Genomic DNA, 12,830 nt, shown 5'->3' on the forward strand with positions numbered 1-12,830 from the left:
ACAGTGAACGCCTTGGCCGCCCGACGCCGACACCCCGCCGCGATCGCGGTGCTGCTGCTGCTCGGCCTTCTCGTGACCGGTGGGGCCTACTCCTTCCTCGCTCCCAAGGACGCCAACGCCTCCGCGCCCACCGCTGCGGCCGACGCCGTCGCCGAGGGCAAGGACCTCTTCATCGCCAACTGCGCCACGTGTCACGGCGTGGGCGCGCAGGGCACCAAGTCCGGCCCCTCCCTCGTGGGTGTCGGCGCCGCAGCGGTCGACTTCCAGGTCGGCACCGGCCGGATGCCGCTCGCCGGGCCCAACGTGCAAGCCCCCCAGAACAAGGTGAAGTTCGACGACGAGCAGATCGCCGCCCTGGCCGCGTTCGTCGCCTCGCTGGGCCCCGGACCGTCGGTCCCCGACGCGGAGCACACCACCGTCATCAAGCCCGGCACCGAGGAGAACAACAAGGCGATCGCCGAGGGCGGCGAGATCTTCCGCGTCAACTGCGCGATGTGCCACAACTTCGCCGGCGCCGGTGGCGCGCTGACCCGCGGCAAGTACGCCCCGGCCCTCGAGGGCGTGACGCCGAAGCACATCTACGAGGCCATGGCCACCGGTCCCCAGTCGATGCCCGTCTTCAACGACAGCAACCTGACGCCCGAGGCGAAGCAGAAGGTCATCTCCTACCTCAAGGCTCAGGAGAACGAGACGAACGTCGGCGGCCTGACGCTCGGCAACCTCGGCCCCGTCTCCGAGGGCCTGTTCGCCTGGGTCTTCGCCCTGGGCATCCTCATCGGATGCGCCGTCTGGCTCGGCAAGAAGGCCGCATGACCCCGCGCTGCATCGTCCCGATCACGAACGACGACAGGACCACCACCCGATGAACGACTACGAGACCACGGACCACGGGAAGAGCACCGCGCTCGTCCCGGCCTCCGGCGACGGCCACGACCTGCTGCCCGCATCGCTGATCACGGACACCGACCAGTTCGAGAACCCGGGTCTTCCGCCTCACGTGCACCGCGCCGCGGACGACGACCCCGCAGCCGCCAAGCGCGCCGAGCGCCAGGTCGCCACGATGTTCGCCCTGTCGATGCTCGCCGCGCTCGTCTTCGTGGTCAGCTACTTCGCCGTCTCCGACGAGGCGACGTTCTTCTTCCCGGGTATCGGCCGCGCGAAGACGCAGAACGTCATCCTCGGCCTGTCGCTCGGGTTCTCGATCTTCCTCATCGGCATCGGCGCCGTGCACTGGGCCAAGACGCTCATGTCCGACGAGGAGATCGTCGAGGAGCGCCACCTGCAGGCGTCCACCGGTGAGCAGCGCGCCAAGGCCGTGTCCGTCGTCAACGAGGGCGTCGACTCCACGCATCTGACCCGACGCCCGCTGCTCAAGTACTCCCTCGGCGGCGCGCTCGGCCTCTTCGCCCTCCCGCTCGGCCTCCAGGTGGCCGGCTCGCTCGGGCCCGTCACGGTCGAGGAGCTCAAGCACACGATCTGGGACCCGAAGGACAACGGCGGCAAGCCGATCCGGCTCATGCGTGACCCGGAGATGACCCCGATCCGCTTCGACGAGGTCACGACCGGCTCCGTCTTCCACGTCATGCCGGAGACGCTCCAGAAGTATCTCGACGAGGGCAAGCACGTCCTCGAGGCCAAGGCCAAGGCCGCGGTCATCCTCATCCGCCTCGACCCCGACCTGATCAAGGTGCAGAAGGCCAAGGACTGGGGCGTCGACGGCGTCGTCGCCTACTCCAAGATCTGCACCCACGTCGGCTGCGCCGTCGGCCTGTACGAGCAGCAGACCCACCACCTGCTCTGCCCGTGCCACCAGTCGACCTTCGACCTCACCGAGGACTGCGCAGTCATCTTCGGCCCGGCCAAGCGGCCGCTGCCGCAACTCAAGATCACCGTCGACGACGCGGGATACCTCGTCGCCCCCGAGGGCTTTGCCGAGCCCGTGGGACCGAGCTTCTGGGAGCGTGCGCGATGAGCACCGTCAACGAAACTCGCCCCGCCGACGCACTACGCGCCGGCGACCGCCAGGCCGACGAACGCGCGTCGGCCAGCAAGCCCCTCGGTGGTGTCGCGGGCTGGCTGGACGACCGCCTCGGCGCCGCCAAGGGCGTCTCCTTCCTCGCGAAGAAGGTCTTCCCCGACCACTGGTCGTTCATGCTCGGCGAGATCGCGATGTACTCGATGATCGTGTGCCTGCTGACCGGTGCGTTCCTGACCTTCTGGTTCATCCCGAGCGCCAGCCCGGTCGTCTACGACGGCTCGTACGTCCCCCTCCAGGGTGTGACGATGTCCGACGCCTACCGCTCGACCCTGGGGATCTCGTTCGACATCCGTGGCGGCCTGCTCATCCGGCAGATCCACCACTGGGCCGCCCTGGTGTTCATCGTGGCCGTCTTCGTGCACATGGCGCGAGTGTTCTTCACCGGCGCCTTCCGCAAGCCGCGCGAGATCAACTGGGTGTTCGGCACGATCCTGTCGATGCTCGCCTGCATCGAGGGCTTCGCCGGATACTCGCTCCCCGACGACCTGCTCTCGGGCACCGGCATCCGGGCGATGAACGGATTCGTCCAGTCGGTCCCCGTCATCGGCTCGTACATGTCGTACTTCATCTTCGGTGGCGCGTTCCCCGGTGAGGCGATCATCCCGCGCCTCTACTCCGCGCACGTGCTGCTCATCCCGGCCATCCTCGTGGGCCTCTTCACGGCCCACATCCTGCTCGTGTTCCTGCACAAGCACACGCAGTTCCCCGGCCCGGGCCGGACGAACAACAACGTCGTCGGCTACCCGCTCATGCCGGTGTACATCGCCAAGGCCGGCGGCTTCTTCTTCATCGTCTTCGGTGTCATCGCGCTCATCTCGGCGGTCGTCACCATCAACCCGATCTGGGCGTACGGCCCCTACGACCCGTCGCCCATCACGGCGGGCTCCCAGCCCGACTGGTACATGGGCTTCGCCGACGGTGCCCTGCGCCTGCTGCCCGGCTTCCTCGAGTTCGAGACGTTCGGCTTCACGTGGAGCATGAACATCTTCCCCGGCTCGATCCTGCTGCTGCCCATCATGTGGGGCATCATCGGCGCCTACCCGTTCCTGGAGGCCTGGGTCACCGGTGACAAGCGCGAGCACCACCTGCTCGACCGCCCGCGCAACAACGCGACCCGCACCGCGATCGGTGTCGCCGGCATCACGATGTACGTCGTGCTCTTCTTCGCCGCAGGCAACGACCTCATGGCGATCAAGCTGCACCTGTCCATCAACGACATCACCCAGTCGCTGCGCGTGCTGTTCTTCATCGGCCCGCCCATCGCGTTCTGGATCACGAAGCGGATCTGCCTCAGCCTCCAGCGGGCGGACCGCCAGAAGGTGCTCCACGGCCGCGAGACCGGCACGATCTGGCGTTACGCCGACGGTCGGTTCGAGGAGATCCACGCGCCGCTCACCCCGGAGGAGCGCTGGGTGCTCGTCCAGCACGAGTCTCTCGAGCCGCTGCAGCTCACGGCGGCCAAGGACGCCAACGGTGTCGACAGCCCGGTCGCGCGCAAGGAGCGGATCCGCGCGAAGTTCTCGAACTTCTACTTCCGTGACCGCGTCGCCCCGCCCACTCCCACGGAGCTCGAGGCCGCGCACCACGCGCACGAGGCCCACGCCGAGCCGGCCGCCCCGCACGAGGCGATCGAGCCCGCGGGCGTCGGCCAGGAGCGGGAGACGATCAAGGCGGACCGGCAGCGCGACTGAGATCAGCCCGGGCCCACGCCCACCGCAGTGACAAGAGAGGGACCGCCTGTCCGGGCGGTCCCTCTCTTCGTCTGCTGCGCGCGGCCGGTTCGGGTGGTCGTGACAGACTCACTGCATGCACCACCTGTCCGACGCGGAGTTCGAGGACGCCGTCGGCGAGGCCCTCGACTCGATCCCGCCCGAGCTGGTGCAGGCGATGACCAATGTCGTCGTCCTCGTCGAGCAAGAGCCTCCCCCCGACGACCCCGACCTCCTCGGCGTCTACGACGGCACTCCCCTGACCGAACGCGACTCGTGGTGGGACGCCGGCGCGCTCCCTGATCGCATCACGATCTTCCAGGGTCCCCTGGAGCGCCTGTGCGACACCCCCGAGCAGCTGCGCGACGAGATCGCCATCACCGTCGTCCACGAGATCGCCCACCACTTCGGCATCGACGACGAGCACCTGCACGAGCTCGGGTGGGGCTGACACCACCCTGAGCCGGGGCAGCAGGCGCGTCTCGCACCCGGGACAGTTTGTCCGTTCCGGGTGGGCAGGATCTTTACGCCGATCCCGGCCGGGTCTACGGTCGAAAGACCGTCAACCGATCGGATGGAGGTGCTAGTCGATGTTCTCTCCCACACGATCGCACTGCGAGCCGCTCGGGCCGTGACGGCCGGATCGGATGGAGGGGAAGGCCCACGTGGCCTTCCCCTTCGCATGTCCTCCGCCTGTCCGTCGAATCGTCCTGGGACGGTTAGGGTGCCGGCATGACCACCGCACCTGAGCACATCGTCGTGACCGGAGCCGCCGGCAAGGCCGGCCGGGCCGCCGTGGCCGAGCTCCTCGAGCACGGCTACCGAGTGACCGCGACGGACCTGACACCGGAGCCAGAGGGGCTCGGCACCGCATACCTGAGGGCAGACCTCCTCGACCACGGACAGGTTCTGGACGTCCTGGAGGGGGCGGACGCCGTCGTGCACCTGGCCAACATCCCGGCTCCCGGGCTGCGGCCCGCAGCGCTCACGCTCACCACGAACACGACGATGAACGCCCACGTCTTCCTCACCGCCAGGTCCCTGGGGCTCCGGAAGGTCGTGTGGGCGTCGAGCGAGACCACTCTCGGCCTTGCCTTCGGTCCGGACACTCCCCCGCGCTACGCGCCGGTCGACGAGGACCACTACCCGCACCCCGAGTCCACGTATGCGTTGTCCAAGGTGATGACGGAGACGATGGCCGAGCACATCAGCGCGTGGAGCGGCATCCCCTTCGTGGGGCTACGCTTCTCGAACATCTTCACCGACGAGGACTACCGACGGGTCCCGTCCTTCCAGGCCGACCCTCGCGAGCGCATGTGGAACCTCTGGGGCTACATCGACGTGCGTGACGCGGCTGCCTCGTGCCGCAACGCTCTGGAGGCCGACACGACCGGCTCGGTCAACCTCATCATCGCCGGCGACGACACGATCATGGAGCGGCTCTCCGCCGACCTGCTGGCGGAGGTCTTCCCGGACGTCGAGGTGCGAGGTGCGCCAGAGGGCCACGAGACCCTGCTCTCGAATGCCCGGGCCAAGAGGGTCATCGGCTTCCAGCCGCGCCACGGCTGGCGCCAGGGACTCCCGGCCTGACGACGGCCAGGGGCGCCGGCGAGCCGGCAGGAGAGCGTGAAGGGCCCCGGTCGTCGACCGGGGGCCCTTCACGGTGGTCAGCGGACCAACCGGTCAGATGGAGTACTCGCCCGAGAAGGACTCGAACACCCAGAGGCAGACCGCGACGACGCCGAGGGACGCGCCGATGATGAAGAGCCACCAGCCGATGGCGAGGCCCGCGAACATCAGGGCGCCGGCACCTGCGAGCCAGAGTGGGGTCCACGAGCTGGCCACGAAGTAGCCGTAGTTGCCCTCGGCGTCCTCGATCTCACCGGCCGCGTTGTCCTCGGGGCGCAGCGGCAGCTTCTTGCCCGTCATCCAGAGGTAGAACCCGCTGAGTGCGAAGAGCATGGCCGTCAGGACCAGCGCCGTGACGCCGATGGGCTCCTGCCACTTCGACCAGAAGCCGTAGATGAGCGTGACGGGCACGAAGAAGACGAACAGGTACAGGAAGAGCTTGGTCTCGACGCGCATCGGGGTCAGTCCTCACGCTTCTCGGAGCCGGTGGGGGTCTTCGCGGGTGCGCCGACGTCGGCCGGCCCCATGACCTGGACGAGGGTGCTCTGGTCGGCGACGGGGGCGACGCCGGCCGCGGCCTCGGGGTGGTGCAGGTCGAACGCCGGGCGTTCGGACCGGATGCGGGGCAGCGACGTGAAGTTGTGGCGCGGCGGCGGGCAGGAGGTCGCCCACTCGAGAGAGGCGCCGTAGCCCCACGGGTCGTCGGACTCGACGAGGGGCGCGCTGCGCCACGTCTTCCAGACGTTGTAGGCGAACGGGATCATCGACGCGCCGAGCAGGAAGGCGCCGACGCTCGAGACGATGTTCGCGAGCTGGAAGCCCTCCTCCGGCAGGTAGTCGGCGTAGCGACGGGCCATGCCCTCGACACCGAGCCAGTGCTGGATGAGGAACGTCATGTGGAAGCCGATGAACAGCATCCAGAAGTGGATCTTGCCGAGCGTCTCGTCGAGCATCCGGCCGGTCAGCTTGGGCCACCAGAAGTAGTAGCCGGCGAACATCGCGAAGACCACGGTGCCGAACACGGTGTAGTGGAAGTGCGCGACGACGAAGTAGCTGTCGGACAGGTGGAAGTCGAGGGCCGGGCTGGACAGGATGATGCCGGTCAGGCCGCCGAAGAGGAACGTGGCGAGGAAGCCCATCGCCCACAGCATCGGCGTGGCCATGACGACCTTGCCGCCCCACATCGTGCCGATCCAGTTGAAGAACTTCACACCGGTGGGCACGGCGATGAGCATCGTCATGACCGCGAAGAACGGTAGGAGCACCTGCCCGGTGACGTACATGTGGTGTGCCCACACGCTCGCCGAGAGGGCCGCGATGGCGATCGTGGCGAAGACCAGGGTCTTGTAGCCGAAGATCGGCTTGCGCGAGAAGACCGGGAGGACCTCGCTGATGATGCCGAAGAACGGCAGCGCGATGATGTAGACCTCCGGGTGCCCGAAGAACCAGAAGAGGTGCTGCCACAGCATCGCCCCGCCGTTCTCGGCGTCGAAGATGTGCATGCCGAAGCGGCGGTCACCACCGAGCGCGAAGAGCGCGGCGGCCAGGATCGGGAAGACGAGGATCGCGAGCAGCGCGGTGATCAGCACCGTCCAGGTGAAGATCGGCATCCGGAACATCGTCATGCCGGGAGCGCGCATGCAGATGATCGTCGTGATGAAGTTGACGGCGCCGAGGATCGTGCCGAAACCGGCGAACGCGAGGCCGAAGACCCAGAGGTCACCACCGAGGCCCGGGGTGTAGCTGACGTCGGAGAGCGGCGCGTAGGCGAACCAGCCGAACGCGGCCGCGCCCTGCGGCGTGAGGAAGCCCGCCGTCGCGATGAGCCCGCCGAAGAGGTAGAGCCAGTACGCGAACATGTTGAGGCGCGGGAACGCCACGTCGGGCGCACCGATCTGCAGCGGCATCACGGCGTTGGCGAACCCGGCGAAGAGCGGCGTCGCGAACAGCAGCAGCATGATCGTGCCGTGCATCGTGAACAGCTGGTTGTACTGGTCGGGGTTGTCGACGACCTGCAGCCCGGGCGCGAGGAGCTCGGCGCGGATGAGCAGCGCCATGATCCCGCCGAGCAGGAAGAAGACGAACGACGTGATGAAGTACAGGTTGCCGATGACCTTGTGGTCGGTCGTCGTCACCCACTTCACGAACGTCTGGCCCTTGGCCAGCCGCGGTCGGGCGACGGTCAGGCCCGGGGTCTGTGCCTCACGGTTGTACGTGGTGGAGGTCATTGGTTGCTCCCAGTGCGGGCGGCTGCGGGGATCTTGTCGATGTCGGCCTGGACCATCTTCTCGCGGCTCACGTCGACGGGGATGAGTCCCTTCTGGCCGATGGAGGCGAGGCGCGCCATCTCCTGGTCGTACTCCGCCTGCGGGACGACCTTGACCATGAAGAGCATCTGCGAGTGGTAGGCGCCGCAGAGCTCGGCGCACTTGCCCTGGAAGGTGCCGACCTGGGTCGGCGTCAGCTGGAACTTGTTGGTCTTGCCCGGGAGGATGTCCATCTTCATCATGAACGCCGGCACCCAGAAGCTGTGGATGACGTCACGGGCGTTGAGGACGAACTCGACGCGCTTGTTGACCGGAAGGTAGAGGACCGGCATCTGGGCCCGCTTGCCCTCGGAGCCGTCGAGCTCGGTGTGCACCCCGCTCTCGTGCACGTCGGAGTCGACGTAGTTGAAGTCCCAGCTCCACTGCTTGGCGACGACGCTGACCGTGAGGTCCTTCTTCGTGCTCGTGTCGACGAGGGCCGCCTCGTCACGCGCCGTGTAGTAGAAGAAGACGGCCACCATGAACACCGGGATGACGGTGTAGAGCAGCTCCATCGGCACGTTGTAGCGCAGCTGGACCGGGAGCGTCTCGTCACCCTTGCGCTTGCGGAACCGGATGGCGGCGTAGAGCATCAGGCCCCACGTGATGGCACCGACGCCCAAGGTCGCGATCCAGCTGCCGATCCACAGGTCGGAGACCCGCTGGCCGCTGTCGGAGACCACAGGCGGCAGGAAGCCGTCCGACGCCTGGTAGGCGCACCCGCTCAGGGCGAAGGCTGCGAGAGCAGCGACTGCGCCGACGCGGACTGCCCGGCGTCGTCGCCCGGTCTCCGTCACCACCTGCGTCACCACCGGCGACGCGAGGGGCGTCGCAGCTGGGGTGTCTTCGTGCTCAGGCACCAGGTGCACCTTTCGTTCCGTACGTGGGCGCGCGCTGCGCGCGTCGAACGTGTTCACGTCAAACCGTCGGGGGCCGCAAAGCCCACGGCGCAACCCTACCGTCCCGCTCGTCACACTGTCCGCAGGGGGCGGCTAACGTTGCGGGGTGGTCACTCACGATCCCGGCACGAGTGGTGGACCCCGTGTGCCGGCCGCCGCGTCGGCCTCCCGGCGCCTGCTCGACGCGTCCGCCGGGCCCCTCCACCCGGTGGCCCGCGACACCCTGCTCGCAGCGCTCGAGGTGGGCTGGGCTGACCCTGCTCGACTGCATGCCGAGGGCCGCCGGGCGCGCGCCCTGCTGGACCGCTCGCGAGAGGTCCTGGCAGCGGGGCTCGGTGTGCGCCCGGGCGAGGTCAGTCTGCTGCCCAGCGGTCCCACCGCGCTGGCCCGGGCCGTGGACGGCGTGCTGTATGCCGCCCGCCGGCGCGGTGCGCGCACCGTGGCCTCCGCGGTCGAGCACTCCGCGGTGCTCGTGCCTGCCCGGGCCCGGGCCGCTGCGGCCGACGACACAGACCTGCTCGACGAGGTGGCGGTGGACGCGACGGGTCGAGTCGACCTCGACGCGTGGCGCGGAGCCCTCGGACGCCCCGGCACCGTCGTCGCGCTCCTGCAGAGCGCCAACGGGGAGGTCGGCACCAGGCAGCCCCTCGGCCCTGCCCGGGCGGCCGCGGCCGCCCAGGGCGTACCTCTCGTCGTCGACGCCATGGCCTCGCTCGGGCGCGACGACGTGCCGGCCGACTGGGACGTCCTCGTCGGCGACGCACGCTCGTGGGGCGGCCCCCCGCTCGGCGTGCTCGTCGTGCGTGAGGGCGTGCGCTGGCACTGGTCCGACTCGCGCGCCGACATCGAACAGGGCCGCACCGACGTCACCCCGTGGGTGCCCCTGGCCCTCGCCGCCGCTGAGGCGTGGCAGCAGACCTCCGCCGTGCGCGAGGCGGACGCGACCCTGGCCCGCTCCCTCGTCGACGACATCCGGACGGCTGCGGTGGCGGTCCCCGACACCGAGGTGGTGGGTGACCCGGTCGACCGTCTCCCTCACGTCGTCACCTTCTCGAGCCTCTACGTCGACGGCGAGGCGGTCGTCGGCGCCTTCGACGAGGCCGGCTTCGCCGTGGCGAGCGGCTCCGCCTGCACCTCCAGCACCCTCGAGCCGAGCCATGTCCTCGCGGCCATGGGCGTACTGACGCACGGCAACGTGCGGGTGACGCTGCCGCTACCTGCCGTGTCCCCCGGGGTGGCCGGCGACGTCGCCGCGTTCACCGCCGCCATCACGCCGACGATCCGGGCCGTCCGCGACCAGCTCGGGGTGGGCGACCTGTGAGCGGCGAGGCACCAGAATTCGGCCCAGCCGCGAACCGTGACGCGGTCGTCGACGCCCGCGGCGAGCGCTGTCCTCTCCCGGTCATCCGGCTGGCCCGGCTGGTCCAGGACGAGCCGGACGTCCGCGCCGTCACGGTGCTCGCCACCGACCCGGCCGCGGCGCACGACATCCCGGCCTGGTGCCGCATGCGCGGGCACCGCTTCGTCGAGGCGCGCGACGAGGGTGACCACACGGCATACGTCGTCGAGGTGCTCAGGCCCAGCACGCCGGCAGCGGAGCGCTGAGCACGGTCGGCAGGGTCGCCAGGTACTCCTCGCGCGGCACCTCGCGGACCCCCAGCGTCGCCAGGTGCGGCGTCTGCCACTGGACGTCGACGAGACGGCGGGGGTCGCCGTCGGCGAGGAGCAGGTCGCACAGGCCGACGAGCGCGACCTTCGAGGCGTCGCGCGTGTGGTGGAACATCGACTCGCCGGCGAAGAGCCCGCCGATGGCGACGCCGTAGAGGCCGCCCACCAGCTCGCCGTGCTGCCACGTCTCCACGGAGTGCGCCCAGCCGGCCCGGTGCAGCTCGACGTACGCGTCGACGATCTGCGGCGTGATCCAGCGGCCCTCGCGGTCGGGCGACGCGCACGCCTCGACGACCTCGCGGAAGACGGTGTCGACCCGGATCTCGAAGTGGGCGACGGCCTTGCCCAGGGACCGGCTGACCCGCAGCTCACGCGGGCGCAGGATGCCCCGCGGGTCGGGCGACCACCACCCGATCGGCTCGCTGCCGTGGTCACCGATGCCCATCGGGAAGACACCGATGGAGTACGCCTCGTAGAGGGTCGCGACCTCCAGGTCGGCACCGATGCCGATGAGGTCCTCCCCCGGCGGCACGCGGTCGAGCGCGAAGTCCCAGGGGGTCGGCTGCGGCGGCGTCGGCACGGTCGGCTCGCGGGTCTCGGGCGGTTTCGGCGTCTCGTCGTCCGCCGTCAGGCGGACCCGGTCGATGACGGCGTCACGGCCGTGGGCACGTGACGTGAGGACCGATCTCGTCGGCCGACTCGGGGCCGTAGGCCTCTGCGAGCCGTTCGAGGAAACGGGCCTTGCCGAGGACGTACTCCTGGGTGCCGACCGTCTCGATGACGTAGGTGGCGAGCATCGATCCGAGCTCTGCGCACCGGCGCACGGGAAGGCCGGTGGCGAGACCGGTGAGGAACCCGGCGCGGAAGGCGTCGCCGACGCCGGTCGGGTCCGCCTTGCGCACCTCACGGGCGATGCCGACCTCGACGGGCTCCTCGCCCCTGACCCGGACGACGACGCCGTCCTTGCCCCGGGTCGTGACCTGCACCCGGACGGCATCGGCGAGCTGCTCCTCGCTCCAGCCGGTCTTCTGGCAGGTGAGGTGACTCTCGTACTCGTTGGTGAAGAGGTACTCGGCTCCCTCGATGAGCCGCGCGATGGTCGGACCGTCGCAGAACGCGAGCTGCTGCGAGGGGTCGGCGGCGAAGGAAATCCCCCGCGAGCGGCACTCGTCGGAGTGGCGCAGCATCGCCTCGGGGTCGTTGGCCCCGACCACGACGAGGTCGAGGCCGCCGACCCGCTGTGCCACGGGCCCGAGCTCGATGTCCCGTGCCTCGGTCATCGCGCCGGCGTAGAAGGTCGCGATCTGCGCCATGTCGCGGTCGGTCGTGCAGATGAAGCGAGCCGTGTGCTGTGACTCGGAGTAGTGCACGCCTGCGCAGTCGACGCCGTGGCGCTCCAGCCAGCTGCGGTAGTCGGTGAAGTCCTCCCCGACGGCCCCGACGAGCAGCGGCCGCTGACCGAGGTTGGCCATGCCGAACGCGATGTTCGCGGCCACCCCGCCTCGCCGGACCTGAAGGTCCTCGGTGAGGAACGACAACGAGATCTTGTCGAGCTGCTCGACCACGAGCGAGTCGGCGAAGAGCCCGTCGAAGGTCATCAGGTGGTCGGTCGCGATGGACCCGGTGATAGCGATCTGCACACTGAGAACCTAGACGACGAAGGGCCCGACCGTGGCGGTCGGGCCCTTCGTGGGTGCTCGGGGGCGGTGCGGCTCAGCTGAAGGAGTCGCCGCAGGCGCAGCTGCTGCCGGCGTTGGGGTTGTCGATGGTGAAGCCCTGCTTCTCGATCGTGTCGGCGAAGTCGATGGTGGCGCCCTCGAGGTAGGGGCTGCTCATCCGGTCGACGACGACCTCGACACCGTCGAAGTCGCGCACGAGGTCGCCGTCGAGGGTGCGCTCGTCGAAGTAGAGCTGGTAGATCAGGCCGGAACAGCCGCCGGGCTGCACGCCCACACGGAGGCGGAGGTCATCGCGACCCTCCTGCTCGAGCAGGCTCTTGACCTTGGTCGCCGCGACATCCGTCAGGACGACACCGTGGGCGGGAGCCTCGGTCTGAAGCTCGGCGGGAGATGCGTTCGTCTCGACACTCATGTGTTGGTCCTTCACGTCGTGGAGCATGGGTCAGGAGTGACAACCCATGCTTCGCCGGATGTGTTCCCGGCGCCTCAAGGATACGTCGAGCCCGTGCCGATCCGTGCATCCTGCGGCTGTACCACGGCTCACGATGTGGACGGCGACCACGTGCGTGCCACCCGTGCCGTGCGGTCGGCCAGGCGGGAGGCGGGGTCAGCGAGGGCGGCTGCCACCTGGTCGGGACGTTCGGCGACGGCATACACCCCGGAGAGACCGGCCGCCATCGCCTCCCGGCGCCCGACGAGTGACTGGCCGGGCACGGCGATGGCCGGCACCCCGACCCGCCCGGCGGCCTCGGCGACCCCGACGACGACCTTGCCGCGCAGGGACTGCCAGTCGAAGCTCCCCTCGCCCGTCACGACGAGGTCCGCGGAGGCGACCAGATCGGTGAAGCCGACGGCGGCGATGACGGCGTCGACGCCGGAGACCCGGCGCCCACCGAGCAGGT

At 69.4% G+C, this 12,830-nt stretch carries 14 protein-coding genes; 7 read left to right on the top strand and 7 right to left on the bottom strand.

Annotation, left to right across the window (positions count from 1 at the left end; all coding sequences use genetic code 11):
• Positions 1-3 precede the first annotated feature (3 nt).
• The 5 genes from H9I49_RS20435 (at position 4) to H9I49_RS20455 (ending at position 5,337) form a co-directional block, all read left to right on the top strand.
• Complete coding sequence (locus H9I49_RS20435) at positions 4-813, top strand: c-type cytochrome (RefSeq protein WP_188032203.1); 810 nt, start codon at positions 4-6, stop codon at positions 811-813.
• A 49-nt stretch (positions 814-862) separates the two neighbouring features.
• Positions 863-1,972 carry a ubiquinol-cytochrome c reductase iron-sulfur subunit gene (locus H9I49_RS20440; protein ID WP_188032204.1) on the top strand — a complete coding sequence of 370 codons (1,110 nt, stop codon included), beginning with the start codon at positions 863-865 and terminating at the stop codon, positions 1,970-1,972.
• Positions 1,969-3,729, top strand: coding sequence for a ubiquinol-cytochrome c reductase cytochrome b subunit (locus H9I49_RS20445; RefSeq protein WP_188032205.1), 1,761 nt, complete (start codon positions 1,969-1,971; stop codon positions 3,727-3,729). The genes H9I49_RS20440 and H9I49_RS20445 overlap by 4 nt, the downstream gene beginning before the upstream one ends.
• Positions 3,730-3,844: 115 nt before the next feature.
• Complete coding sequence (locus tag H9I49_RS20450) at positions 3,845-4,198, top strand: metallopeptidase family protein (protein WP_188032206.1); 354 nt, start codon at positions 3,845-3,847, stop codon at positions 4,196-4,198.
• Between the two features lie 281 nt (positions 4,199-4,479).
• Positions 4,480-5,337 carry an NAD(P)-dependent oxidoreductase gene (locus H9I49_RS20455; RefSeq protein ID WP_188032207.1) on the top strand — a complete coding sequence of 286 codons (858 nt, stop codon included), beginning with the start codon at positions 4,480-4,482 and terminating at the stop codon, positions 5,335-5,337.
• A 93-nt stretch (positions 5,338-5,430) separates the two neighbouring features.
• Here the strand turns inward: H9I49_RS20455 and H9I49_RS20460 are convergent, their stop codons facing one another.
• The 3 genes from H9I49_RS20460 to coxB are packed head-to-tail and all read right to left on the bottom strand — an operon-like array spanning position 5,431 to position 8,542.
• On the bottom strand, positions 5,431-5,832 hold the full coding sequence (locus H9I49_RS20460; protein WP_188032208.1) for a cytochrome c oxidase subunit 4: 402 nt from the start codon (positions 5,830-5,832) through the stop codon (positions 5,431-5,433).
• Positions 5,833-5,837: 5 nt separating this feature from the next.
• On the bottom strand, positions 5,838-7,604 hold the full coding sequence (ctaD, locus tag H9I49_RS20465) for a cytochrome c oxidase subunit I (RefSeq protein ID WP_188032209.1): 1,767 nt from the start codon (positions 7,602-7,604) through the stop codon (positions 5,838-5,840).
• Positions 7,601-8,542 carry a cytochrome c oxidase subunit II gene (gene coxB, locus H9I49_RS20470; protein WP_370587678.1) on the bottom strand — a complete coding sequence of 314 codons (942 nt, stop codon included), beginning with the start codon at positions 8,540-8,542 and terminating at the stop codon, positions 7,601-7,603. Before coxB ends, ctaD begins: the two co-directional genes overlap by 4 nt.
• Positions 8,543-8,687: 145 nt before the next feature.
• Between coxB and H9I49_RS20475 the strand changes: the two genes are divergently transcribed.
• Positions 8,688-9,902 (top strand): cysteine desulfurase family protein, encoded by a 1,215-nt coding sequence (locus H9I49_RS20475; RefSeq protein ID WP_370587679.1) that lies wholly within the window; start codon positions 8,688-8,690, stop codon positions 9,900-9,902.
• Positions 9,899-10,186 (top strand): sulfurtransferase TusA family protein, encoded by a 288-nt coding sequence (locus tag H9I49_RS20480; RefSeq protein ID WP_188032210.1) that lies wholly within the window; start codon positions 9,899-9,901, stop codon positions 10,184-10,186. The genes H9I49_RS20475 and H9I49_RS20480 overlap by 4 nt, the downstream gene beginning before the upstream one ends.
• On the opposite strand, the gene aat is transcribed toward H9I49_RS20480, so the two are convergent.
• The 4 genes from aat to H9I49_RS20500 form a co-directional block, all read right to left on the bottom strand.
• The gene (aat, locus tag H9I49_RS20485; RefSeq protein WP_188032211.1) at positions 10,155-10,829 is read right to left on the bottom strand and encodes a leucyl/phenylalanyl-tRNA--protein transferase; all 675 of its coding nucleotides are present in this window, start codon (positions 10,827-10,829) and stop codon (positions 10,155-10,157) included. The genes H9I49_RS20480 and aat overlap by 32 nt on opposite strands.
• A gap of 73 nt (positions 10,830-10,902) precedes the next feature.
• Entirely contained in the window at positions 10,903-11,889 is a 987-nt protein-coding gene (locus tag H9I49_RS20490) for a carbohydrate kinase family protein (RefSeq protein WP_188032212.1), read from the bottom strand.
• Between the two features lie 73 nt (positions 11,890-11,962).
• Positions 11,963-12,340, bottom strand: coding sequence for an iron-sulfur cluster insertion protein ErpA (gene erpA, locus H9I49_RS20495; protein ID WP_188032213.1), 378 nt, complete (start codon positions 12,338-12,340; stop codon positions 11,963-11,965).
• Between the two features lie 128 nt (positions 12,341-12,468).
• Positions 12,469-12,830, bottom strand: a 362-nt coding sequence (locus H9I49_RS20500) for a glycerate kinase (RefSeq protein ID WP_188032214.1), incomplete at its 5' end; no start/stop codon positions are given.

The sequence above is a fragment of the Terrabacter sp. MAHUQ-38 genome, from assembly GCF_014518425.1.
GTDB lineage: Bacteria > Actinomycetota > Actinomycetes > Actinomycetales > Dermatophilaceae > Terrabacter.